A 24,511-nucleotide genomic window follows, 5' to 3' on the forward strand; every position below is an offset into this window, starting at 1 on the left:
CCGGCCAGCTCGTCCGGCCGGGATCAGCGGCCGAGGGCGCTCTTGGAGGCGTAGGCCTCCGACCACTCCGGTACGGCCCTGATCTGCGCGGTCAGCGGGGTGTCCACGACGCCCGGGGCGACGGTGTTCACCCGCACGCCCGACGGGCCCAGCTCGGCCGCCGCGGTGCGCAGCATCTGCACGAGCCCGGCCTTCGTGGCCGCGTACACCCCCTGCCCCGGCTCGACGGCCACCGCGCGAATCGAGCTGAAGCCGATGATGCTGCCCCGGCCGCGCTCCGCCATGCCACGGCCGAAGGATCGCACCAGGTCGAAGGAGGCGCGCAGATTGAGCGCGACGACCCGCTCGAATTCCTCCGCCGTGTAGTCGAGCAGGGTCTTGCGCACGTTCGTCGCGGCGGTGAAGACGAGCACGTCGACGGGGCCCAGCTCCTCGGCGGCTCGCGCGACCGCCTCCCCGTCGAGCACATCGAGGGCGTACGCGACGAGGTTCGGCCCCATCGAGGCCGACTCCTTTGCCGCCGTCAGATCACGGTCGGCGCACACTACGGTGGCGCCGTGCGCGGCCAGCGCCAGGGCGCTCTCGCGGCCGATTCCGCTGCCCGCGCCCACCACGACGGCCTTGCGGCCGTCGAGCCTGAACAGGTTGGAGTACGCGTCCACCGCGTCGGTGCGGTCTGTTGCTTGCACTGTGGTCCTCACGGCTTCGTTGTCGTCGGGCGGATCACTGCCATACGGGTCACGGTCAGCTCTTCGATGGCGAACCTCGGGCCCTCCCGTCCGGCCCCGGAGTCCTTCACACCGCCGTACGGCATGACGTCGGAGCGGAAGCCGGGGACCTCGTTGACGACCACTCCGCCCACTTCCAGGCGGTCGAGAGCGGCGAAGGCCGTGTCCAGGGCGCTGGTGTAGACGCTCGCGTGCAGTCCGTAGCGCGAGTCGTTGACCATGTTGAAGGCCGTCTCCAGATCGGGCACGGACCGCACCGCCACGACGGGGCCGAAGACTTCCTCGTCCCAGACGGCCAGGGTGTCGGCCACGTCGAGCAGCACGGTGGGCTCGATCACCCCGCCGTTGACCCTGCCTCCGGCCACCAGCGACGCCCCGGCCTCCACCGCCTCGTCCAGCCACGCGCACACCCGCTCGGTCGACCGCGTGTCGATGAGTGCCGAGACGCGTGTCGCCGGATCGCGGGGATCGCCCACGGTCACCTGCGCCACCCGCTCCGTGAGGCGGGCCGTGAACTCCTCCCGCACGGCGTCCACCACGATGACCCGCTGCACACTGATGCACGCCTGGCCCGACGCGTAGTAGCCGCCGCGCACCACCGCGTCGGCGGCGGCGTCGAGGTCGGCGTCGGCGGCCACCACCAGGGCGGCGTTGGAGCCGAGTTCGAGCAGCACCTTGGTGGGTGCCGCGTCCCGGGCGATCCGGTGGCCCACGGCGGCGGAACCGGTGAAGGACACCGCCCCGATCCGCCGGTCGGTCGTGAGCGCGACGCCCACCTCGGGGCCCCCGGTCACCAGCTGCACCGCGGCCTCAGGTGCCTGGTGTCCGCGCAGCGCCTCGCGGAGGAGGTGCACCAGCCACAGGGTGGCCAGCGGCGTCTGCGGGGCGGGTTTGGCGATGACGGGGCACCCGGCGGCCAGCGAGGGCGCGATCTTGTGCGCGGCGAGCAGCAGCGGGTAGTTGAAGCCCGAGATGCCCACCACCACGCCGATGGGCTTGCGGGTCCAGAAGCCGAGCAGCCCCTCACCCGAGGGCAGCAGGTCCAGTGGCACCGTTTCCCCGTGCAGCCGGGCCACTTCCTCGGCCGCCGTCAGCAGTGTCAGCAGGGTGCGGTCCACCTCGACACGGCAGTCGACCAGCGGTTTGCCGGTCTCCAGGACCAGGAGCCGCTCGAAGTCCGCGCGCCGTGAAGCGACGGCCTCGTGCGTGGCGAGCAGCGCGGCTCTGCGGGTGTGCGAGGGGAGCCTGCCGACCTGGTCGCGGACCGCGAGGGCCGCGTCCACCGCGTCGCGTGCGAGGCGGGTGTCCCCGACGGGGGCGTGGGCGACGAGCGTCCCGTCGTAGGGGAAGCGGACGTCCTCGGTGGCGGGAGCCTTCACCCAGCGGTCGCCGATGGGAAGCCCCTCGGGAAACTCCCTCCCCACGGGGCTCTCGCCGTCGGCGGATTTCACGTGGACAGTCACGGTCGGTACTCCTGGTTGAGGTCGGCCGCCGACACTCCGGACAGTGCCTTGCCCAGGGTCGGAACGGCGGCGATCAGCCTGCGCGTGTAGGGATGCTGCGGTTCCTCGTACACCTGCTCCGTGGGCCCGGTCTCCACGATCTGTCCGGCGTGCATGACCGCGACCCGGTCGCACACATGGCGGACGACGGACAGGTCGTGGGAGACGAAGACCAGCGTGAGGGACAGCTCGTCGACGAGGTCGGCGATGAGGTTGAGCACTTGGGCCCGTACGGACACGTCCAGGGCGCTCACCGGCTCATCGGCCACGATGACCTTCGGACGGGGCGCGAGAGCGCGCGCGATCGAGATGCGCTGCCGCTGGCCGCCGGAGAACTGATGCGGATATCGGTCCGCCGCGTCGGCGCGCAGGCCGACGGCCTCCAGCAGCTCGGCCACCCGTTCCCTGCGGTTCGGATGTCCCTGTGCGACGAGCGGCTCGGCCACGATGTCGCCCACGCGCATGCGCGGGTCCAGCGAACTCATCGGGTCCTGGAACACGAGCTGGAGCCGTTCGCGGACGAACTTCAGCTGCCGCTCCCGGAGCCCGGTGATGTCCCGGCCGTCGATCGCGACGCTGCCGCTGGTGGGGCGGTCGAGCCCGGCCAGGATGCGCAGCAGGGTCGACTTCCCGCACCCCGACTCGCCCACGATGCCGAACCGCTGTCCCTGGGGGATGGCGAAGCTGACACCGCGCAGAGCGTGCACCGGCGGACTGGGATGGCGCAGCGAGGTGCGGGGCCGCCGGTAGTCGCGCGTGACGTCGCGGACGGTGATGGCGTCCACGGCGCCGGACGGCGACCCGGGCGCGAGGGGCGTGGTGGTCGGCTGCTCAGCCACGGCCGGCCTCCTGGTTCGTCGGTGTGCCGGTGCCGGGTGCGCCGCTCCCGGACACCGGGTGGAAGCAGGCGTAGCCGGAGTCCGGACCGTCCGCGATCCATTCCGGTCTGGTGGCGCACACCTCGGTCGCGTGGGCACATCTGTTCCGGAAGACGCATCCGGCGGGGAACTGCCCCGCCGGGGGAACCGACCCGCCGATGGTGATCAGGCGGCCGCGGTCGTCGGTCGCGGTCAGGTCCGAGGCGCCGATCAGGCCCTGGGTGTAGCGGTGCCGGGGGCGGGTGAACACCTCCCGGACCGGGCCGGATTCGACCACCCGCCCGCCGTACATGACCAGGACCCGTTCGCAGGCGGTGGCCACCACGGCCAGGTCGTGGGTGATGAAGAGCATGGCCGACCTGCGGTCCTGGACGCCCCGCACGATCAGGTCGAGCACCCGCGCCTGCACCGTGACGTCCAGCGCGGTGGTGGGCTCGTCGCAGACCAGGAGCGCGGGGTCGTTCGCGAGGGCGATGGCCAGCACCACCCGCTGCCGCTGGCCTCCGGAGAACTGGTGCGGGTAGGCGTGTGCGGCGGCCTCGGGGTCGGGCAGCCCCACCTGGGCGAGCAGTTCCACGGCGGCGGCGCCGGCGGACGCGCGGTCGGGCCGGGTCCGGTGGACCAGCAGCACCTCGGCGATCTGCCGCCCCACCCTCATCGTGGGATTGAGAGCGGTCATGGGCTCCTGGAAGACCATGGCGATCTCCTTGCCCCGCACCCGGGACATCCGCGCCTCGCCGGCGCCCACCAGGTCGTGGCCGACTCCGGCGAGCCGCACCGAGCCGGTGGCCCGTAGCTCCTCGGGGAGCAGGCCCATGACGCTCAGCGCGGTCAGCGACTTGCCCGACCCCGACTCGCCGATCAGGCCGACCCGTTCACCGGCCCGGATGGTGAAGCCGACGTCTTCGACGAGCTTGCGGCCGCCCACCGAGACATCGAGGTTCCGCACGGTCAACACATCATCGGGGGAGTCCGGCCCCAAGGCCGGTGCCACCTCGGGTGCCGGGGTCATCGGCGGTCCTCCAGCTTGGGGTCGAAACGGTCGCGCAGGCCGTCGCCGAGCAGGTTGAATCCGAGCACGGCCACCGCGATCGCGATGCCCGGGAACACGGCGAGCCGGGGGGCCAGCGACAGCAGCTCCTGGCTCTCCTGCAGCATCCGGCCCCAGGACGGGGTGGGCGGCGGGGTGCCGAAGCCCAGGAAGGACAGCGCGGCCTCGGCGAGTACGGCGATGGCGAAACCGACCGACGCCTGCACGATGACGAGGCTGCTGACGTTGGGCAGCACATGCCGCAGGCCGATCGCGAACGGTCCGCGGCCCGCCGCGCGCGCGGCGATGACGTACTCGGTCTTCATGACCTGCAGCGTGCCGCCGCGGATCAGCCGGGCGAAGTTGGGGATGGACGCGATGCCGATGGCGATCATCGCGACCAGCGTCCCGGCGCCGTACACGGCGGCGAACATGATGGCCAGGAGGAGCGCCGGGAAGGCGAGAATCAGATCGTTGCCGCGCATCAGCAGCTCGCCGAACCAGCCGGGCGCCATTCCGGCGACGATGCCGAGGGGCACGCCGACCAGGGCGGCGACCCCCACCGCCACGAAGCCGACGAACAGTGTGGTGCGTGAGCCGATCAGGATCTGGCTGAACACGTCGCGGCCGAACTTGTCCGTGCCGAACCAGTACTCCAGCGACGGCTCCTGCAGCCGCACCGAGGGGTTTACCAGGGTCGGGTTGTGCGGGGTCCATACGAAGGACAGCAGCGCCATGCCGATCACGACCGAGACGATGACACCGCCCACCAGGAGGCTGCCCGTCACCGGGCGGCGCCGCCGGCGGGCGTCCGGTGACGCGGAGGCGACAGTGACCTCCGTGTCCGTTCCCATGCCCGTGTCCGCAGCACTCATGACGCACGCTCCCTGAGTCGCGGGTCGATCACCAGATAGACCATGTCCACCAGAAAGTTCACCAACAGCACCGCCATTGCGATGATCATGACCACGTCCTGCACCACGATGAGGTCCCGGTTGGCGACGCTGTCCAGCAGCAGGCTCCCGAGCCCGGGAATGACGAAGACCCGTTCGATGACGACGGAGCCCACCAGCAGCGTGGCGAGCTGCAGCGCCAGGACGGTGACCACGGGCACCGCCGCGTTCCGCAGGCCGTGGCGCAGCAGGGCCCGCGTCGGGCGCAGTCCTTTGGCCCGAGCGGTGCGCAGGTAGTCCTCCCGCAGGACATCGAGCACGGCGCTGCGGACATAGCGGGTGAGCACCGCCCCCTGCACCAGTCCGAGGGCCAGCGCTGGCATCACCAGCTGTTTGAGGAACAGGACCGGGTTCTGCACCGGGGGCGTCCAGCCGTTCGCCGGGAGCCATCCGAGCCCCACCGCGAACACGGTGATCAGCAGGATGCCCGCGAGAAACGCCGGGACGGCCACCCCGACTTGGGACAGGGCCGAGAGGATGAGCCCGGAAGGCCTGCGGTGCCGCATCGCCATGAGCGTGCCCATGGGGACCGCCAGGATGAAGGCGAGGGTCATTCCGGTGCCCACGAGCCACAGGGTGACCTGGAGGCGGTCGGCGATCTGCGGGCCGATCGGCGCGTGTGAGATGTAGGAGTTACCCGGGTCGAAGGTCACCAGTCCGTGGATCCAGCTGAAGTACTGCGTCACGAGCGGCCGGTCGAGCCCGAACTGCTCGCGCAGTTGCGCCACCGCCGTATCCGACGCGCTGGTACCGAGGGCGACGCGGGCCGGGTCCCCCGGCAGCACCGCCATGAACGCGAACACCACGACGGAACTCACGCCCAGGCTGGCCAGGAGAATCGCGATCCGCTGCAGAAGACGGACGATCATTGGTTGAGTCCGCCTTTCATGACCGGCCGAGGCCGGTGAGATCCAGTGACTCGGACACGGAGTTCACGGGCAGACCGGTGATGCTCTTGTCCGCCACCATCAGGTTCGGCAACAGGAACAGCCAGTCGGCCGCGGCGTCCTTGGACAGCAGTCGGGCAGCCGCCCGCATGGAGGTGATCTGCTCCTTCCGGGAGCCCTGGTCCGCCTTCATCAGCAACGCGCGGAACTTGGGGTCGTCATAGCGGATGTAGGAGGACTTGTTCCCGAACACCGTCTGCATATCGCGGGGCTCCACATGGCCGATGATGGACATGTCGTAGTCGGCGTTCTTGAACACGGCGGTCAGCCAGGCGGCGGGAAACTCCAGCTGGTCGAGCTTGACCTTGAACCCGGCCTGTTCGAGCTGGCTCTTGACCACGGTGCCGCACGCGGTGGGGTACGGCAGCGTCGGAAGCCGCAGCCGCAGCGTACGACCCGCCTGACCGGACTCCTTGAGCAGCTTCTTCGCCTTGTCGCGGTCGTACGGATACAGGTCCGTGAGGTTCTGGTACCACGGGTCGGTCGGCGGGACCATGCTGCCGATGAGCTTGCCGCGGCCTCCCCAGCACGTGTCCAACAGGGCCTTGTGGTCGATGGCGTAACGCACCGCCTGGCGGGCCTTTGGATTCTTCATCGGGCCCGAGCCGTTGTTGAGGGAGAGGACCACCTCGCCATTGGACGTGCCCTCGATGACCTTGTACTTCGGGTTGTTCTCGAACCGGTACAGCGAATCCGGCGACTGCATCTGGCCGATCACGTTGATGGTGCCCGTGAGCAGCGCGTTGTTCATGGCCGTCGGGTCCTTGAAGTACTTGAGGGTGACCGACGCGAAGTGCGGTTCGCGCCCCCAGTAGCCCTTGCGGCGGGCCAGCGTGATCGAGTCGCCGCGGTTCCACCTCTTCACCACGTACGGGCCGGTGCCCACCGGCTCGGTGGCCAGCTTCTTCACACCGGTCCGGCTGAACATCGCGCCGACGCGGGTCGTCATCCGGTACAGCCAGTCGTTGCTCGGCCGTTTCAGGGTGACCTTCAGCTCGCCGGGCGACACCGCCCGGACCGTGTCGACGACGTCCATCTGGGACTTCTGCGCCAGTGTCCAGTCGGTGGGGACACGTTCGATGGAGAACTTGGCGTCCTCGGCCGTGAACGGTGCGCCATTGCTGAACCTGGCGTTCTTCACCAGATGGAACGTATACGTCCTGCGGTCCTCGGACAGGCGCCAGGACGTGGCCAGTTGGGGCCGTATCTTCCCGGACTGGTCCAGCTTCACCAGGTTCTCGTAGACGTTGTTGAGCAGTGCCTGCGGAATGGCGGCCCCCTCGGTCTTGGTGAAGTCGAAGTTGGCCGGCTCGGCGGTGAGGCCGATGTTCAGGGAGTTCTTCCCGGTGCTGCCGGTGGCCGTCGACCCGGCCGAGCAGGCTGCCAGCGGCAGGCACGCGAGCATGGCCGCGACCGTCCCGGTGTGCCGTGTCAGCCGCCTGGTATGTCTCATATGTGCTGCCCCTGGCTCTCCATCGTGTGCAGAACGGCGGATGCCACCTCCGCCGTGGTGGCGTTGCCGCCGAGGTCGGCCGTGTGGTGCCTGGTATCTCGCAAGGTGTCCGCCACCGCGTCGCGGAGACGGCGGGCGGCGCCACCGTGTCCGACGTCGTCGAGCAGCATCGCACCGGAGAGCATGCAGGCCACCGGGTTGGCCACACCCTTCCCGGCGATGTCCGGCGCGGAGCCGTGGACGGGTTCGTAGAGACCCGGCACGCCACCGCCCGGAAGAACGTTGGCGCTGGGCGCCATGCCCATGCCACCAGCGAGCACCGCGGCGAGATCGGACAGGATGTCGCCGAAGAGGTTGCTGGTGAGCAGCACGTCGAGGGAGCGCGGAGCCTGGATCATGCGGGCGGCCATGGCGTCGACCAGCACCGTTTCCAGCTGGACCGCCGGGTACCGCTCGCCGACCTCGCGCACCACCCGGTCCCACAGCGGATAGCCGTAGCGCATCGCGTTGGACTTGGTCACCAGGCACAGGCGGCCCGACCGGCGGCCGGCCAGGGCGAAGGCCTGGTGCGCCGCCCGCTCGATGGCACGGCGGGAGTGCACGGCGACCTCGATGCCGAGGTCATGTCCGCTCCCGGCGTGCGCCACCCCGCCCGCGCCGGCGTATTCGCCCTCGGTGTTCTCGCGCACGATCACCAAGTCCACGCCATCGGAGTCGCGCACCTTGGTGGGGACGCCGGAGAACGCGCGCACCGGGCGGAGGTTCACGGCGAGGTCGAGTTGCTGCCGCAGGCCGATGATCAGGCCCCAGACCAGTTCGTGTTCCGGTACATCGGGGCGTCCGACGGCTCCGAACAACACGGCGTCCGTCTGCTTGACGAGGTCGGCCGCGTCGTCCGGCATGGCCGCGCCCTGCCGGAGGAAACGCTCGCCTCCCCAGTCGAACGAGGTCACGTCGAGCCGGTGGCCGTCGGCCTCCAGCGCGGCCCTGAGTGCGGGCACCGTCGCCGAGATGACTTCCGGGCCGATTCCATCGCCCGGAATGACGGCGAGCCGCACGACCTTGGTGTCCGTCATGGACGCCACCTTCCGCTGTGACTGGCCTGACCAGTAAGCTCATTTGTCAGGTACCGTGACGACTGAAACTGTCCTTGTCAAGGGTTCGAATGCCCCGGGTATGGCTGGGAGGTACCACCCAGCGGTAGCTGAGGGAGAAGGAGAGTGCGGGTGCCGACGCAACAGGGGCTGGCCGCCATACCGGCCGTCGACATGGTGGCCGGATTCGCCGGCCGCACGCTGTCGCCGGTCGAGGTCCACGACGCGGTCCAGTCGGTGATCGAGGCGCGCGAGAGTGTGCTCAACGCGTTCTGGGTGCGGGACCCGGAGGAATCCCGTAAAGCAGCCCAGGCCAGTGAGGCCCGATGGGCCGCGGGGGAACCGCTCGGACCCATCGACGGCGTGCCCGTGACCCTGAAGGAGAACGTCGCCCGCAGGGGTGTCCCCATGCCCTCGGGCAACGCGGGGACCGAGCCGGTCGTCCCCGAGGCGGACGCCCCCATCGCCGCGCGGGTCGCCGAATCCGGCGGGGTGATACTCGGATCGACCGTGATGCCGGACTGGGGCATGCTCTCCTCGGGCGTCTCCAGCCGCCACGGCATTTCGCGCAGCCCCTGGAACCCCGGCTGGACCACGGGCGGCTCCAGCTCCGGTGCCGGAGCCGCGGCCGCCGGGGGATACGGCCCGCTCCACGTGGGCACCGACATCGGGGGATCGATCCGGCTGCCGGGCACCTGGCTGGGCCTGGCCACGCTCAAGCCCAGCTACGGGCGGATCCCGCTGGACGCCCCGTACCTGGGGCGCGCCGCCGGTCCCATGACGCGCACGGTGGCGGACGCGGCCCTGTTCATGCGGGTCCTGAGCCAGCCCGACCCCCGGGACTGGACGAGCCTGCCACCGCAGGACATCGACTGGTCGGCGCTGGAGAGCGAGGTCCGCGGACTGCGGGTGGGTGTGCACCTCGACGCGGGCTGCGGGGAGTCGAGCGACGCCGAGATCCTCGCTGCGGTGAAGCGCGCCGCCGAGGTCTTCGAGGCGGCCGGAGCCGTCGTGGAGCCGGTCGAGCCGTTCATGAGCCAGCAGCTCCTGGACGACCTGGACCTGTTCTTGCGGGTGCGGTCCTGGAACGACTTCCGCGAGCTGGCGCCCGAGGCCCGGATGCGGGTCCACCCCCACGTCATCCGGTGGTGTCAGGGAGGTGCGGACGTGCCGGGCACCAGGGTTCTCCAGTGCTACCAGCAGATCATGAGCATCCAGGCGCGGACCGTGGCGGCGACGGTCCCCTACGACCTGGTGCTCTCGCCGGTGGCTCCGGTGGCGGCGTTTCCCGCCGAGCAGCCGATGCCGTTCACGGGGGACGCGAAGACCATGGCGCACATCGGCTTCACCGCGCCGTACAACATGTCGGGCCAGCCCGCGGCGACCGTCAACTGTGGTCTGACGGCGGACGGCCGGCCCATCGGGGTGCAGATCGCGGGCCGCCGTTTCGACGATCTCGGCGTCTTGAGGGCGGCGGCGTGGTACGAACGGAACCGGCCCGCCGATGCGGTCCCGCGCTGGCCGGACCACAACCTCGGAGCGCCCACGGGGGAGAGCACGACATCGACCACGCCCGAAGGGGAAAAACCTTGAGTGACGGGGCACAGTTCCGGCAGGTCTCGCCGGTACGGCTCTACCAGCGCATCGTCGAACAGATCGAGCAGGCGATCGCGCGAGGTGACCTGAAGCCGGGGCAACGGCTGCCGAGCGAGCGCGAGTTGGTGACGCAGTTCGGGGCGAGCCGTCCCACCGTGCGGGAGGCCTTGCGCGTACTGGAGAGCAACGGCCTCGTCCGCTCGCGCCCGGGCGACCCGAACGGCCCGGAGATCCTGCCGTTCTCGTCGGCCCGCCTGACCAAGGAGATGACCCGGCTCGTCCAGTTCGACAACATGTCGATGGCCGAGCTGATCTCGTTCCGCATGATCCTCGACGGATCGGCGAGCATGCTGGCGGCCCGGCTGCGGTCCGAGGACGAGCTGTCCGCCATGGAACGGACGCTCGCCGTCATGGCGGACGCGATCGAGACCGGATACGAGGAGTTCAGCAAGGCCGACGTCGCCTTCCACGAGGCGGTGGCCGTGGCCAGCCGCAACTCCCTCATCGAGGTCTGCAACCAGGTGGTCCGGGGCGCCGTCCTCTCGCTGATCTCGGACAAGGTCGCCCACGCGCACAACAGCACGGCGCTCATGCGGGAGTCGCTCCAGCACCACCAGGAGGTGCTGGAGGCGATCCGGCTGCGGGACGGCCTGGCCGCGGCACGCATCTCACGGCGCAAGCTCTACGAGTACTACGCGGGCTACGTCCCCGAGGACGAGCGGGAGCCGCTGCTCGCGCTCATGGACGACGAGGAGGCCTGACACCTCAGGGCACGTGCCTTCGGGCACGTGCCTCAGGGTACGGGCGTTCCGCGCTGCCAGGAGTCGATGACGATCAGTGTCTTCGTCTGCAGCACACCGACCCCCTTGCGCCGCAGGCGATTGACCACTTTCTGCAGCTCATCGACGCTGTCGACATGCAACCGGACGAGTGCGTCCACATCGCCGGTGAGCGTCAGCACCTCGTCGACCTCCGGCAGCGTCGAGGCGAACTCAACGATGTCGTGGATATCCGTGTCGCCCGTGAAGCGCAGCTCGGTCACCGCCTGCAGGCCTTGGCCGAGCTTGGCCTGGTCCGTCGTGATCGTGTACCCGGTGATGACTCCCGACTCCTCGAGGCGGGCGATGCGCCGCCGCACCGGCGCCGGTGACAGCTGCACGAGACGTGCGATGTCGCGAACGGTGCGCCGCCCGTCGGCGCGCAACAGCTCCAGGATCTGCAGATCGACCGAGTCGAGATGTATGGGTGCCGACATGCCGCAAGTGTAAGCAGCACTTCCCACAGTGATCACTCCCGACGCGGAGGGACTTCCCTAAAGGAGCGTGCCGCGCATCGTCGACGCACTTTTGTTGTGTGCGGACCGGACCCTTGAAAGCGTGTCCTCATGCCAGCCGTAACATCATCACCACCATGCGCCGCTGTCCCCTCCGAAGCCATGAATCCCGTCCTGCGACTCGATGTCGTCGCCACGCCCCTGGCGGTCGCCCGGGTCGCCTTGATCGTGGCGCATCGCCAGTTCGACGTGCTCACCATGGACGTCGCCGCGCCCGTCGGCGGGCTGCGGAGGATCACCATCGAGGTGGACACGGCGGACGAGATCAGGGTGCGGCAGCTCGTCACGTTCTTGAACCGGTCGCTCGACGTCGTCAGGGTCGTCCGGGTGTGAACAGGCCCGGACCAGCAGGTCCGGGCCTGTTCAGGTGGCTGGGGCGCGCGTCAGCGGCCGTCGAGGGTGAAGCGGTAGAGCTTGTTGTTGTGGCCGCTCAGGCCCTCGCCCACGTTGGAGATGTAGTAGCCGGAGCCCCAGTACAGACTGCCGTCGACCACGGCGGGCCCGCCGAAGACGGAGCCGCCGCTGGCGAAGTCCCACCGGATCTTTCCGGTCTCGGCGTCCAGCGCGTACATGTTGGTGCCGCTCGGCGCCGACGAGCCCGCGTACATGACGCCGTTGGCGCTGGTCACGAAGGAGTCGTCCAGCCACTGGCCGTCTTTGCCCTGCGGGTCTGCGGTCTGCCACTCGATCTCGCCGGTGGCGGCGTCGAGCGAAACGTAGAAGCCACTGTTGATGGTGGTCTTGGTGCCGTCGGCCGCGGTGATGGTGTAGGGGAGGTGATCACCGTTGCCGATACCGGCGAAGATGTGCTTCCCGTCGGTGGCCGTGCCCCACAGGATGCCACCCAGCGGACCGCCGGGGCCCGCCTGGGTCTCCCACACGACCTTGCCGGTGGCCGGGTCGAGGGCGTAGTAGACACCGCTCTTCTGCCCCACGCCGAGCAGGTCGGTCCGCTTGCCGTCGATCGTGGTGGTGTAGAGGTTCGGAGCGGAGCCGAAGTCGAAGTCCGGGGCCTGGTTGGGCTGGTACATCATCCAGGTGTCGGCCGTCAGGGTGTGGTGAGCCCACTTGAGCTTGCCGGTCTTGAGATCGAGGGCGAGGACACTGTCGAAGTGGTTGTCCTTGTCGGGCGGGGTGCAATTGGTCTGCTTGGGGTTGAGGCAGACACCGGGCGGAGAGGTGTAGTTGTTGCCCGTGCCCACGAAGAGCAGACCGGTCTTGTGGTCGACCACGGGCTGGCTGCCCCACACCGCGGCGCCGGTGTACCCCTTGGGGAGGGTGTACGTCTTCCAGAGGATTTTGCCGGTCCGCGCGTCGATGGCCAGCACCGAGCCACGGAACTTCGGCTCGTCGTGGAGGGTCGAGGCCTTGGAGGACGTCCCCACGTAGATGATGCCGTTGTCCACGGTGGGGGAGGAGGTGATGACGGTCGTCGGATCGTCGTCGACCTTGGTCTTCCAGCGCTTCTCGCCGGTCTTCGCGTCGATGGAGATGAGGTAGGCGCTCTTGGCCTCGGGTGTCATCAGCGTGCCGGTGCCGATGAACAGGTTGCCCTTCCAGTACGCGGGGCTGGTCCGGGAGATGTCCCCGGTGATGCCGTCGTAACTGGTGATGGTGTTCGACCAGACTTCCTTGCCGCTGTCGGCGTCGACGGCCCAGAGCTTGCCGCCCCAGTCGGGCACGTACACGGTGCCGTTCACGACGGTGGGCGTGGCGGAGACATCGCCCGCGGTGGTGAAGGTCCACTTCGGCGCCAGTCTGCCCACGTTCTTCGGGCCGACGGTGCGCTCGGTGGCGGCGTGGTGGGTGTTGTGGTTGTTCTGTCCCGCGCTGTGCCAGTCGGGCTTCGCGGGGACACTTCTGTCCTGGGCGGGCTCGACTCTGGACTGGGCGGACTCGACGCCGTTCGCGGCGGGGGCGCCGGTTGCCAGTGTGAGGGCGGCGCAGGTGGCCGCCGCGACGGCCAGCCGCCGCCACAGCTTCCGGCCCTGACCGGGCCATCGGCTCGTACCGGGTTTCATGGAGTGCTTCCCTCGTTCCCTCTGGACGCCTTGGGCGGAGCGGCCGGCGGGATCGCCGGCCACGTGTGGTGGGGTCGGCTCGGCTACCGCGCGGACGTCTCCGCGGAGGCGTCGGCCCAGTCGGCGGTCCGTACGTCGATGACACCGGGCGTGTCGTCGGCGCCGATGGCACTGCCGGAGAGCTGCTGGAGGAAGTGGCGCGCGGGCGCGTTGCGCCGGGTGGGCCGATAGGGCAGACGCAGGGTGCGGCAGCCGAGCGCACGGGCCTCGGCGCTCAGCAGCCGCAGCATCCGCGTCTCCACCCGGCGGTTGAGGACCCGGCAGCTGAGCAGGAAGACGGGAACGTGCAGAGTGTCACCGTCGGCCTCCGCCACCACGAGCCCGACCGTGCCGTAGTCGCCGAACACATCGCGGACCCGCACCATCCAGCCATGACCGCGGGCGTCGAGCAGCTGCCGCAGCTCCGGCACCGTGAAGGTGGCGCCCGCCAGGGTGAACTGCGTGGTGCGGGTGGTCAGTTGGGCAGCTCGCTCCAGCAGGGAGCCCGGCAGTGGCTCCATCGTGACCTCGATGGCACAGCGGGCCAGGAACTCCTCGTAGTCCGCGGCGGACCGCTCCAGGGCCCGGCGCTCCGGCTCGGCCCCGTACCAGTCGGCCCGCAGCCGGTCCTCGTCCGTCACGGTGAGCTGGTCGAAGGCCGTCTCGCGGGCCAGCTGGCCCGGTGCCGCGTCCGCGTCCCGGGTCAGCTCCACCACGGCGACTTCGGGCAACTGCGCGCGCACCGACGCGCATTCCACCGCGTCGTCGTCCACGAAGACGAAGGAGTTCAGCGCGAGCCCCAGCTCCTCGGAGAGTTCCGACAGATACTGGGCCTTGGGCCGCCAGCCGATCCGGTGGGAGGTGATGTCCGGCATGGTGAGGACCATGTCCGGGTGTTCTGCGAACACGGCCTGGACATCGGCCTCTTCGTTACGGCTGCACAGGCACAGCAGCTTGCCCCGCGCGCGCTGGTCCCGCAGGAACTCCTGGACCGCGCGGCGCCCCGGGCCGATCTCCACCCCGCGCGGCCCGTCCTCGCCGCACACTCCGGACCACAGGGTGTTGTCGCAGTCGAGCACCACGACCTTGCGGGGCCTGCGCCACGTCGTGGCGGCCATCCGGGCCAGCCAGTCGGCCAGCGCGTCCAGGTACGCGTCGGTGTACGGCAGATGGGCGATGCGGTCGGCGTACTCGTCGTGGGTCTCCGGCACGCCGTAGCGGTCGGCGAGGTCGTCCAGCGGGATGAGGTGCACGCCGGGCAGTGGGCCGACGGCGTCGCTGATCCGCCGCGTGGCGGCGTCGATCCACCGCGCCGCGACGGGGTCGGCCAGGGCGCCCGGCGACGGCGGCGTCAGGGCCACCAGCCAGGTCGCCGCGGAGCGGGCGGGTGAGGCGGACAGCGCCGACAGCAGCTCGTCCAGGAGCCGGTCGTCGCCCCAGGGGTCCGCGGCGCCCCGGACCAGGTCCTCGACCCGCAGCAGCACGACGTTCACCCCGGCGTGGGTCAGCAGCACACCGCCCGGGTCGAGCAGCGGCTCCACGATCTGGCCGTACGGTGCCGTCAGGACCGTACGGCCCGTCCCCTCAAGCGCGCGGTCCATGGCGGCCCTGAGCCCGTCCGCGGTGAAGGTCGCGGCGAGGACGATCCCCGGATGCTCCGCGCCGCTCATCCCGCCCGGCCGTCCAGATGGGCGCGGACGGCCTCGGCGAGTTCCGCGGCGGTCGTGTCCTTTCCGAGCGCGTGCACGGGCAGCTCCACGCCCACCTCCCGCCACAGGCGCGACAGCACGCGCACGGCCCGCATCGAGTCCCCGCCGAGCGCGGCGAAGGGGATATCCGGGGCGACCACGGCCAGGCCCAGCACCCCGCGGAACGCCTCCAGCACCGTGTCCAGCGCCTGCTGGGCGGGAACGTGGGGTGGCTCGGCGGCCCCGTCGGGCATGGATTCCGGTTCGTTCGTTTCCCTCACGAGAACACCCTCGTTTCGGCCACGGTCGGCCAACGCATATGGCGGAAAGGTGAAGCATCCCGGGCGGCCATCAAACCGACGGCCGGATCTGGAGCGTAAGGACCGCTCACCGGACGCCGCAACTGCGTGCGCGACGGGGGGCGTTCATGTCACGCGGTCATCACCTCGGCTACAATCCACCGGCCTGCCGCCATGGCGCCAGTCGATCCACCGGTACCGATCGAGCGGGACCAGAAGCCGAATCAGAAGAAGGAACCATGCGCAAAAACGGGTTGGCCAGCCTCGTTCCCTTTTACTTCATCATCCTGATCGACAACCTGAGTGTCAGTCTCATCATTCCGGTGCTGATTCCCATCTCTTATGACGCCCATACCGGCATCATGAGCAGCGGCGGAACCAGCACCCGTGACCTGTTCTACGGAGTCGCCATCGGCAGCTATTCGTTAGCCATGTTCCTCGGCGCACCGCTGCTCGGCTCCCTGTCCGACCACTTCCGCCGCAAAAAAACCCTGGCACTGTGCCTGCTGGGGCTGGCGCTGGGCTACGCGCTGACCATCTGGGCCATGCTGCGCCGGGACGTCTCCATGTTCGTCGCCGGACGGGTGGTCGGCGGCCTCTTCTCCGGCAGCCTGCCGGTCGCCCAGGCGGCCATCCTCGACGTCACGCCGAAGGAACGCCGGGTGAACTCCATCGGGCTGATCATGTTCTGCGTCTCGACCGGGTACGTGGTGGGCCCGCTCATCGGCGGCTACCTCAGCGACCCCACTCTGGTCTCCTGGTTCACCCTCAAGACCCCGTTCATCTTCGTCGCCGGTGCCACGCTGCTGAACCTGCTCATCCTGCTCGTCGCCTACCGTGAGGCCCCGGCGCCGAAGCCCGCGGGGCGCATGGCCTTCCCGAACCCCGTGAAGCACCTGATGGAGTCTTTCTCCTTCCCCGGGGTCAGGCTGCTCGCTGCCGTCCTGCTCTTCATGTCACTGGGCTGGACGGCCTTCTTCCAGTTCATCGGTCTGTATCTGACGGCGAACGAGGGCTTCGACCAGCGCGCGGTCACCAACCTGATCTCGGTGGTCGGCATCGGCCTCGCGGCCGCCTTCCTCTCCCTGGTGCCGCTGTCGATGAAGTACCTCAAGCCACATGTCGCGGTGACCGGCGCGCTGGCCGTGATGGCCGTCTGCATCGCCGGTACCGCCCTGACCGGCTCGTCGGTCGCGCTCTACGCCCTGTGTCTGGTGGGCGCGGTCACGTACGGCATCTCGTACAGCGGCCTGGTCGGCATGATGTCGGCGGCCGTCGCCGACAGCCACCAGGGCTCCGTCATGGGCACGGCCGGTGCCATCGCGGCCATCTCCGCGGGGCTGTCCGGCGTCGTCTTCGGCATGATCGACGGGTCGAGCGCGGTTCCCATCTTCTCCGCGGCGGCCTTCGTCGTCCTCGCCTTCGCGCTCATCGCCGTGCGGGGGATGGGCGGCACCGGCGCCCAGGGGGCACAGGAGAACGCGGACACGACCTCCATGGTCTGACCGCGCTCTTATCTGTCACCGCCCGTCCGTCACCGCCCGGCCGGGACCGGATCGCCGATGTCCTCGCCGATGATCCGCGGGATCCCGTCGGCGGGCCCGGCGTCCATCAAACGGCGCACGAGCGCCGCGGCCACCGGCTCCACCGGCCCGGCCGTCTCCCGGGCGCTGGGCGAGTTCGTCTGCTCGGTCCGCAGCATCCCCGGCCGGGCGAGGAGGAACGCCACCCCGGGGTGGTGCCGGGCGGCCCAGTGGACCAGGCCCTCGACGGCGGACTTGGCCGCGACGTAGTGCGGCCAGTCGTGGGGCGGTTCGCGCAGGGCGGCCGAGGAGATCACCAGGCACCCGCCCCGCCCGGGCTCCAAGAGGTTCAGCAGCCCCGCCATGGGCGCGCTGACCAGCCGCATCGAGCCGGTCAGGAACGCGTCCATCCGTTCCAGGTCGGTGGGTGCCAGGCCCAGGGTGTGCAGTGGCGGGGCCGCGCTGCAGACCAGGAAGTCGAGCCGGCCGCCCGCGCGCTCGACACGGGCGCGCACCTCGCCGCTCCAGGCCGGGTCCGCGGCGTCGCCGGGTACGGAGTGCAAACGGCCCGGCAGCCTGTCGCCGTCGGCCCGCAGGGAATCCGGAAGGGCGCCCCGGTGCCCGACGTAGACCTCGCACCCCTGCGACGCCAGCGCCAGGGACAGGGCCGCGCCCAGCCCACGGCTGCCGCCGACGACCACGGCCGAGGTGCCCCGCAGCCGGGTGGACGGGCCCAGGTGCGTGCTCACAGTGGCCGACGTGGCCAGGGGAGCGGGCGTACGCACCACCGCCTCGATCTCGGCCTCGGCGACGACCTCACCGTCCGCGGTGATCTCCCCGCCGATCGACACCAGCCCGAAACGGTGGTCGGTATGGAGCACGCGGGCGGTGTACGACAGCCGCGCGGAGCCCGAGGCCGTGACCGGAAGGAACCGCAGCGCCACCCGGCCGAGGAGGCAGTTCTCACCCGGCAGCCGCATCCCGGCCAGATAGCCGGTCCACAGCAGACAGGCCAGCGGCGTCCGCCCGAGCAGCCGGGAGGCGGCCGGGAACCGCTCGCACAGCGCGTCGATCCCGTCCGGGCCGTACGCGCCGGACACCGTGGTGCCGGGCGGCAGATCCGCGATCGTGCGCGGCGCCGCCGACCGCGCCGGTGGTACGGGAAGCGGATCCAGGTCCGGCGGGGCGCCGGGGCGGGCCCGCACGGTCAGACAGGTCCGGTCGCCGTCGAGCAGCCGGTATCCGCTGCTGCCGCGGGCACCGTCGAGCGTGTCGGAGCGGTAGCGCACCCCGGGGAAGACGGGATTGCCGAAGTCGGCCTCGACGGCCGTCACCCCCGCCGTGTCCGGCGCCTGTTCGCCCGGCGCCTGTTCGTCCAGCGTCGCCAGGACCGCGAGGACGCCGTGCGCGACGGTTCGGCCGAACGGCGTGCGGCGGGCGTAGTCGGGGGAGCGGTGCAGCGGGTTCCGGTCGCCGCTGACCCGGGCGAACAGCGCCACGTCGTGATCCGAGAGCAGCACGTGGATACCTCCGATGAGCGTCGTCGAGCGGACGCCGTGGGACGGGGTGAGTATCGCGGACGCCGGGGTGTTCAACCGCGGCACGGGAGCAGTTGAACACCTGACAGGAACGAAGGAGACCGTGCACGGTGGTGACAAATGATCGCCGCACGGCATCATGGGATTTTCCAGAGGCCTGGGCGGGCGAAAGGTCTTTTACGCATGACGCAACGTCAGGCGAGCGCCTACGAAAGCTTTCAGTGGCACCGGTACCACCAGAATCCCGATGACCCGGGACTCACCATCAGCTACGTTTACGCGTTGACCGGCGATGTCGACATGAGCCGTCTCGACGACGCATTACGAGAGGTGGTTTCGACTGCCTTTCCGCGGCTTCTCTGCTATTTCACCGACATCGGCGGAACACTGATGGCGCGCAGCCGTCCGGCGCCCCGCCGGATAGTGCGGCGCTGCGAGCGGCAGGACGAACTCCTCGACCCCGGCGGCATCGATCCCACCGGCCAGGAGCTGTTCCGCTTCCGGTGCTGGCAGGCCGGCCCGGAAGAGCTGTGGCTGCGCCTGGACTTCAGCCACGTGGTGTTCGACGGCGGCTGCTACGCCCCGTTCATCGCCGCGCTCAGCGCCTGCTGGCAGGGGGACACGCCGGTGCGGGAGCGGTCCTTCGGCGCGCTGCGGCAGACCGCCGCCGTCGCCGAGGACGAGGCCTTCTGGCGGTCGATGCTGGCGGGCCGACGACTGCACCAGCCGCTGCCCTTCTCCTCCGCGGCGCCCCAGCCGACCGGCCGCGCCATCGCGGCCAAGGAGACGCTCACCGGTGAGCGGGCCGACGTCATCCACCGCTTTCTGCGCCACCACGAGCTGAGCCCGCTCCAGTTCGTGGTGGGCGTCACCGGCGCCCTGGTGCACACGTACGGCGGCGACGACCAGAGCGTCGTGGTCGCGCACACCGTGGACACCCGGGCGTACGGCGACCCCTACGGCTGCCACACCAACCTGCTGCCGCTCTGGCTGGACCTCTCGGCGGACCGGCCCGCCCTGTCGGTGTTCGAGCAGGTCCGCACCCGGCGGGAGGAGCTGAGGGCTCACCAGGGCTTCCCCACGCTCGACCTGCTCGCCCTCGCCACCGCCAACCAGGGCGCCACGGCGGACCTGGGACACAGCGTCCTCAATCTCGTGGTGAACGCCTCCTCCGCCATGCTGCCGACCGCGATGCCGCGGCTGCGGGGGCTGGAGGTGTCCTGGGTCCGCAAGCCGGAGACCGCTAGTTCGAGCGAGCTGAGCGTCAACTTCAGCTCCGACGAGCAGGGCATCCACCTCTCCTTCGACTCCTCCACGCGCGTGATGTCGCCACCGGCCCTGTCGGCGCTGGCGACCAACTTCTGCCGCATGGCCCATTTCATGGCCACCGAACCGCACCGGCCGCCGTCGCGGTGCGACCTGTCCCGCCCGCCGGAACCGGTGGCCGAGGGAGCCGTACGGAACGCCGCCCAGGATCTGGGCGAGACCCAGAGTCTGGGCGAGGTCCTGATCGCCACCGCCGGGCAGGAACCGGACCGGGTGGCCGTCGTGGACGACCACCGGTCGCTCACCTACGGCGAACTGCTCGGCACCACACACCGGCTGTGCGGCGCCCTCGCCCCCGGTGGCGCGGGGGCCGGGAAGGAGCCGATCGGCATCTTCCTGGAGCGGTCGGCGGCGATCCCGGTCGCCTATCTGGCCGCGCTCGCGCTGCGGCGTACGTTCGTACCGCTGGACCCACGACTGCCGGACGCCCGGCTCGCGTACATGGCGGAGACCGCGGGCCTGGGCGTGATCCTGGTGGACGCGGCCACCCGCGACCGGGCGGGGCGGCTGTTCCCCCACGTACGGACACAGGAGGTGGACGCAGCGCCACCGCCCCCGTCGCACGGTCCGGAGCCGCACGACATCCGGCCGTCGGCCCCCGCGGAGGAGGACCGCACCGCCTACGTGATGTTCACCTCCGGGTCGACCGGCACCCCCAAGGGCGTGGCGGTGAGCGAGCGCAGCCTCGTCAACTTCCTGCACTCCGTGCGCGAGGACCCCGGCATGGGCCCGGACGACCGGATCGTGGCCCTGACGCCGATCGGCTTCGACATATCGCTGCTGGAGATCCTGCTGCCGGTGCTGTGTGGCGCGAGCGTCCAGGTGCTGTCCGAGGAGGCCAGGACCAGCGGGACCCTGCTCGCCGAGCGCATCGGCGGCAGCGGGGCCACCGTCGTCCAGGCCACGCCGTCCACGTGGCGCATCCTGAAGGCCGCCGGGTGGCGGGCCGCCCGGCCCATGACCCTGCTGTGCGGCGGGGAGGCCCTGGACCGCGACCTCGCGGAGTATCTGCTGAGCCAGGGCGCGGCCGTGTACAACATGTACGGCCCGACCGAGGCGACCATCTGGGCGAGCTGGCAGCGCGTCACGGACGCCCGGCGCATCCACCTGGGAGAGCCCGCGCACCACACCCGGTACTACGTGGTGGACGCCGAGGGCCGATCGGTCGCCCCGGGCATGCGGGGCGAGCTGATGATCGCCGGTGACTGCGTGGCCCAGGGGTATCTGAACGCCCCGTCGACGGCCTTCGGCGCTCTGCCCGACGGCACGCCCTCCTACCGGACCGGCGATCTGGTCCACTACGAAGGTCCGTCGCACCTCACCTACGTCTCCCGCGACGACGGCCAGCGCAAGGTCAACGGCCACCGGATCGAACTCGGCGAAGTGGCGGCCGCAGTGGCCGCCCAGGCACCGACCGCCACCGTCGTCGCCGTCGTCCGGCCGGAGCCCGAACCGCATCTGCGCTGCTTCGTGTGGCTGCCCGCCACCGACGATTTCGACGCCGCGGCAGCGCGGGAGCGGTGCCGGGACACGCTGCCGTACTACATGGTGCCGCAGGCGGTGCACCGGCTCCGCGAGATGCCGCTGACGGCCAACGGCAAGACCGACGTGAAGCAGCTGGCGGAGGCGCCCCTGTCCTCGCTGGGCCTGTACCACGAGGACGAGGCGACCCCTCCCGCGACCGGCGCGGAGCGGGCGGGGGCCGGCGGGGCGGACCCTGGGGGAGACGTCCTCTCCGAGCTGCGGCAGCTCGTCGCCGCCGAACTGGGCCTCGCGCCGCCCGACGCCGACCGGCCCCTGGGATATCAGGGCGTCACCTCGCTCGGCTACAACATCCTCGCCACGAAGATCAGCGAACGCTACGGCGTCGTCGTCCACGCACACGACTTCTACCGCCTGAACACCCTGCGCAACGTCGCCGAGACCGTCGTCCGGCTGACCGGCGACCGGCGACTGCCCGCGCAGGGGCAGGACATCCGGCCCACGGCCGCGCCACGCACCGGGACGGCCCCGGCCGCACCCGGCGCCGACGACCGCCTGGCCATCGTCGGGCTCTCGGCGGTCCTGCCCGGCGGGCCGGACCCCGACGCGTTCTGGCAGACCCTGGTCGACGGCAGGGACTGCGTCACACCGGCCGGTGCCGAACGTGGTCTGCCCGGCGAGGTCGCCGGATTCCTGCCCGGGATCAAAGGGTTCGACGCCCGGTTCTTCTCCATCTCGCCACTGGAGGCGAGTTGGCTGGATCCACGACAGCGGCTGCTGCTGCAGTCCGTCTGGCACACGCTCGAAGACGCCGGGTACGCCCCGTCCGAGCTGAGCGGATCGCGCACCGGCTGCTACATGGCGGCCACCGGCAACGACTACGCGCTGCTCCAGGCCAGGGCGGACGCCCGGCAGATGCCGTACTCGCTGGTGGGGCACTCCATGAGCCTCATCGCCAACCGCGTTTCCTCCTGGTTCGACTGGCACGGCCCCTCGACGACCCTCGACACCGCCTGCTCCGGTTCCCTGGTGGCGCTGGTCAAGGCCTGCCGCGATGTGCGCGCCGGGGTGTGCGACGCGGCGGTGGTGGGCGGGGTGAACCTCATCCTCGACACCCAGATCAACGAGGGGCTCCAGGCGGCGCGGTTCCTCTCGCCCGACCACCGGTGCGCGGCCTTCGACGCCTCGGCCAATGGCTACGTACGCGGTGAGGGGTACGGAACCCTCCTGGTCAAGCGGCTGGACGACGCCCTCGCCGACGGCGACGACATCCGCGCGGTGGTCGAGAGCGTGGCGGAGAACCACGGCGGCCGCGCCAACTCGCTCACCGCCCCCAACCCCAACGCCCAGTACCACCTGCTGCTGGACGCCTACACCCCCGAACTCGCCGCCCGCACCGGCTACATCGAGACCCACGGGACCGGGACGGTGCTGGGCGACGCGATCGAGATCGACGCGCTCAAGCGGGCGTGGGCGCACCTGGTGCCGGAGCCCGCCGGGCGCCGCGTCCGGCTCGGTGCGGTCAAGTCCCACATCGGGCATCTGGAGCCTGCCGCCGGAGTCGCCTCCGTGACCAAGGTGATCAAGGCCTTCGAGCACCGGATGCTGCCGGGCAACCTCCACGTCCAGGAACTCAACCCGGGCATCGACCTGGAGGACACCCCCTTCGAGGTGCTGCGGAAGACGGTTCCGTGGGACGACGGAGACCGGCTCACGGCTGGGATCAGCAGCTTCGGCTTCGGCGGCACCAACGCCCACGTCGTCCTCTCCTCGCCACCGAGTCCTCCCGCCCGGCGCGGCACCCGCGCGCAGACCCTGCTGGTGCCGCTGTCGGCGCGCACCCCACAGGCGCTGCGCAGGCTCACGGCCACGTTGCTGGACCACCTCGAGCGGGCCGGGCGACTGTCGGACGAGAACCTGCTCGACGTGGCGTACACCCTGTGCCGCCGTGCGCCGCTGGCGTACCGCCAGGCCTGGTGCGTCTCGTCCGGCGAGGAGCTGGTACGCGCGCTGCGCGCGGCGGGCGAGCCGGTGCACGCGCCACCGGCGGAGCGGGAACGCGCCGCGCACCCGCCGACTCCCGAGTCGGCCCGCCAGCGGTACCTCGCCGGTCAACCCGTCGACTGGCAGGCGCTCTTCGCGGAGCACGAGCCGCGCAGGCTGCGGCTCCCCGCCTACCCGTTCGACGAAACCGACCTCTGGTTCACGGATGGGGGACGCACACCATGACGACCGCGGACGACACGGCAGCCGGTCACGGCGTTGCGGCCGACCACGGCGCGGTGGAGCCTGTGCCCCTGCTCGCGGCCGGTGAACCGGGCGGCTTCCGGGCGCGGATCGGCCCCGGCCACACGTACCTCCGGGAGCACCGGGTACGCGGGCGGCGCGTCCTGCCCGGTGTGGTCAGCCTGGAGATGGCGCTGCACGGCGCCGTCCAACTCCACCCCGGCCAGCAGACGTTCGCCATCAGGGACGCCGCCTGGCTGCGGCCGATTCCCGGTGATGAGCCGCTCGATGAACTCTCCCTGGCCTTTCGCTCCGCACCCGACGGGATGTCGGTGGACTACACCGTCAGCAATCGCGGCGCGCACTGCGGTATGGGCACGCTCCTGTTCGAAAGACAGGACCGGGCCCCCGCGGTGGGCCTGGACGTACGGGACACGATCTGCGCGAACACCCGGTCCCACCTCACCCGGCGGGAGATATACGCGGAGTTCTCGCACATGGGCATCGACTACGGTCCCTACTTCCGCCGCATCACCTATGTACAGCGGCATGGACAGTCCTCACTGGCCTGGCTGTCCCACAACGACGGCACACGGATGGGCCTGGTCAACCTCCTCGACTGCTCCTTCCAGTCGGGCATGGCGATCTCCATCGGAGAGCATCGTGACAGCTTGATGCCTTTCTCCATGGGGCATATGGTTTTCCACGCCCCGCCGCGCTTTCCTGCCGCTTCGGCTTTCGTCCTGACGGAGAAGCTCTCTCCCTTCAGAACGCACTTCACGGTATTCGATGAGGATTACGAACCGCTTCTCTCGGTCTTCGACCTCGGTGTGAAACCCGCCCTCTGACATCCCG

General features: G+C 70.5%; 19 protein-coding genes. 6 read left to right on the forward strand and 13 right to left on the reverse strand.

Annotated elements, in window-relative coordinates:
* Window positions 1–23: 23 nt before the first annotated feature.
* From ACZ6CL_RS33820 to ACZ6CL_RS33855, 8 genes are read right to left on the reverse strand one after another with little or no spacing between them, the layout of a single operon-like run.
* Window positions 24–689, reverse strand: a complete 666-nt coding sequence (locus ACZ6CL_RS33820) for an SDR family NAD(P)-dependent oxidoreductase (RefSeq protein WP_468942959.1) — start codon at window positions 687–689, stop codon at window positions 24–26.
* A gap of 8 nt (window positions 690–697) precedes the next feature.
* The gene (locus ACZ6CL_RS33825) at window positions 698–2,191 is read right to left on the reverse strand and encodes an aldehyde dehydrogenase family protein (protein WP_468942962.1); all 1,494 of its coding nucleotides are present in this window, start codon (window positions 2,189–2,191) and stop codon (window positions 698–700) included.
* Window positions 2,188–3,069, reverse strand: coding sequence for an ATP-binding cassette domain-containing protein (locus ACZ6CL_RS33830; protein WP_468942963.1), 882 nt, complete (start codon window positions 3,067–3,069; stop codon window positions 2,188–2,190). The genes ACZ6CL_RS33825 and ACZ6CL_RS33830 overlap by 4 nt, the downstream gene beginning before the upstream one ends.
* Window positions 3,062–4,120, reverse strand: a complete 1,059-nt coding sequence (locus ACZ6CL_RS33835) for an ABC transporter ATP-binding protein (protein WP_468942965.1) — start codon at window positions 4,118–4,120, stop codon at window positions 3,062–3,064. The genes ACZ6CL_RS33830 and ACZ6CL_RS33835 overlap by 8 nt, the downstream gene beginning before the upstream one ends.
* On the reverse strand, window positions 4,117–5,013 hold the full coding sequence (locus ACZ6CL_RS33840; protein ID WP_468942967.1) for an ABC transporter permease: 897 nt from the start codon (window positions 5,011–5,013) through the stop codon (window positions 4,117–4,119). The genes ACZ6CL_RS33835 and ACZ6CL_RS33840 overlap by 4 nt, the downstream gene beginning before the upstream one ends.
* On the reverse strand, window positions 5,010–5,960 hold the full coding sequence (locus ACZ6CL_RS33845) for an ABC transporter permease (protein WP_468942969.1): 951 nt from the start codon (window positions 5,958–5,960) through the stop codon (window positions 5,010–5,012). Before ACZ6CL_RS33845 ends, ACZ6CL_RS33840 begins: the two co-directional genes overlap by 4 nt.
* 16 nt (window positions 5,961–5,976) lie before the next feature.
* On the reverse strand, window positions 5,977–7,491 hold the full coding sequence (locus ACZ6CL_RS33850) for an ABC transporter substrate-binding protein (RefSeq protein ID WP_468942972.1): 1,515 nt from the start codon (window positions 7,489–7,491) through the stop codon (window positions 5,977–5,979).
* Complete coding sequence (locus ACZ6CL_RS33855; protein WP_468942973.1) at window positions 7,488–8,567, reverse strand: isocitrate/isopropylmalate dehydrogenase family protein; 1,080 nt, start codon at window positions 8,565–8,567, stop codon at window positions 7,488–7,490. The genes ACZ6CL_RS33850 and ACZ6CL_RS33855 overlap by 4 nt, the downstream gene beginning before the upstream one ends.
* Before the next feature lie 150 nt (window positions 8,568–8,717).
* On the opposite strand from ACZ6CL_RS33855, the gene ACZ6CL_RS33860 reads away from it, so the two are divergent.
* The gene (locus ACZ6CL_RS33860) at window positions 8,718–10,178 is read left to right on the forward strand and encodes an amidase (RefSeq protein WP_468942975.1); all 1,461 of its coding nucleotides are present in this window, start codon (window positions 8,718–8,720) and stop codon (window positions 10,176–10,178) included.
* Window positions 10,175–10,942: a FadR/GntR family transcriptional regulator gene (locus ACZ6CL_RS33865; RefSeq protein ID WP_468942978.1), complete on the forward strand. Its 768-nt coding sequence runs from the start codon at window positions 10,175–10,177 to the stop codon at window positions 10,940–10,942. The genes ACZ6CL_RS33860 and ACZ6CL_RS33865 overlap by 4 nt, the downstream gene beginning before the upstream one ends.
* A 32-nt stretch (window positions 10,943–10,974) precedes the next feature.
* Here the strand turns inward: ACZ6CL_RS33865 and ACZ6CL_RS33870 are convergent, their stop codons facing one another.
* Window positions 10,975–11,436, reverse strand: a complete 462-nt coding sequence (locus tag ACZ6CL_RS33870; protein ID WP_468942979.1) for an Lrp/AsnC family transcriptional regulator — start codon at window positions 11,434–11,436, stop codon at window positions 10,975–10,977.
* Between the two features lie 180 nt (window positions 11,437–11,616).
* Between ACZ6CL_RS33870 and ACZ6CL_RS33875 the strand changes: the two genes are divergently transcribed.
* A complete protein-coding gene (locus ACZ6CL_RS33875) occupies window positions 11,617–11,847 on the forward strand; it encodes a hypothetical protein (RefSeq protein WP_468942981.1) in 231 nt (76 codons plus the stop codon).
* A 50-nt stretch (window positions 11,848–11,897) separates the two neighbouring features.
* Here ACZ6CL_RS33875 and ACZ6CL_RS33880 read toward each other — a convergent pair whose 3' ends face one another.
* The 3 genes from ACZ6CL_RS33880 to ACZ6CL_RS33890 all read right to left on the reverse strand — a co-directional run bounded on the left by ACZ6CL_RS33880 (window position 11,898) and on the right by ACZ6CL_RS33890 (window position 15,543).
* The gene (locus ACZ6CL_RS33880) at window positions 11,898–13,535 is read right to left on the reverse strand and encodes an outer membrane protein assembly factor BamB family protein (RefSeq protein WP_468942984.1); all 1,638 of its coding nucleotides are present in this window, start codon (window positions 13,533–13,535) and stop codon (window positions 11,898–11,900) included.
* An 83-nt stretch (window positions 13,536–13,618) separates the two neighbouring features.
* Window positions 13,619–15,244, reverse strand: a complete 1,626-nt coding sequence (locus ACZ6CL_RS33885) for an HAD-IIIC family phosphatase (protein ID WP_468942986.1) — start codon at window positions 15,242–15,244, stop codon at window positions 13,619–13,621.
* Window positions 15,241–15,543, reverse strand: coding sequence for an acyl carrier protein (locus tag ACZ6CL_RS33890; RefSeq protein WP_468942989.1), 303 nt, complete (start codon window positions 15,541–15,543; stop codon window positions 15,241–15,243). Before ACZ6CL_RS33890 ends, ACZ6CL_RS33885 begins: the two co-directional genes overlap by 4 nt.
* Window positions 15,544–15,800: 257 nt before the next feature.
* Between ACZ6CL_RS33890 and ACZ6CL_RS33895 the strand changes: the two genes are divergently transcribed.
* Window positions 15,801–17,066 (forward strand): MFS transporter, encoded by a 1,266-nt coding sequence (locus tag ACZ6CL_RS33895; protein ID WP_468942992.1) that lies wholly within the window; start codon window positions 15,801–15,803, stop codon window positions 17,064–17,066.
* A 29-nt stretch (window positions 17,067–17,095) separates the two neighbouring features.
* Here the strand turns inward: ACZ6CL_RS33895 and ACZ6CL_RS33900 are convergent, their stop codons facing one another.
* Window positions 17,096–18,688: an SDR family NAD(P)-dependent oxidoreductase gene (locus ACZ6CL_RS33900; protein WP_468942994.1), complete on the reverse strand. Its 1,593-nt coding sequence runs from the start codon at window positions 18,686–18,688 to the stop codon at window positions 17,096–17,098.
* A gap of 117 nt (window positions 18,689–18,805) precedes the next feature.
* Between ACZ6CL_RS33900 and ACZ6CL_RS33905 the strand changes: the two genes are divergently transcribed.
* Together ACZ6CL_RS33905 and ACZ6CL_RS33910 are read left to right on the forward strand one after the other, a co-directional pair.
* The gene (locus tag ACZ6CL_RS33905) at window positions 18,806–23,659 is read left to right on the forward strand and encodes a beta-ketoacyl synthase N-terminal-like domain-containing protein (protein WP_468942997.1); all 4,854 of its coding nucleotides are present in this window, start codon (window positions 18,806–18,808) and stop codon (window positions 23,657–23,659) included.
* Window positions 23,656–24,504: a polyketide synthase dehydratase domain-containing protein gene (locus ACZ6CL_RS33910; RefSeq protein ID WP_468942999.1), complete on the forward strand. Its 849-nt coding sequence runs from the start codon at window positions 23,656–23,658 to the stop codon at window positions 24,502–24,504. Before ACZ6CL_RS33905 ends, ACZ6CL_RS33910 begins: the two co-directional genes overlap by 4 nt.
* Window positions 24,505–24,511: the final 7 nt, after the last annotated feature.

Source organism: Streptomyces sp. NPDC041200 (genome assembly GCF_055591805.1).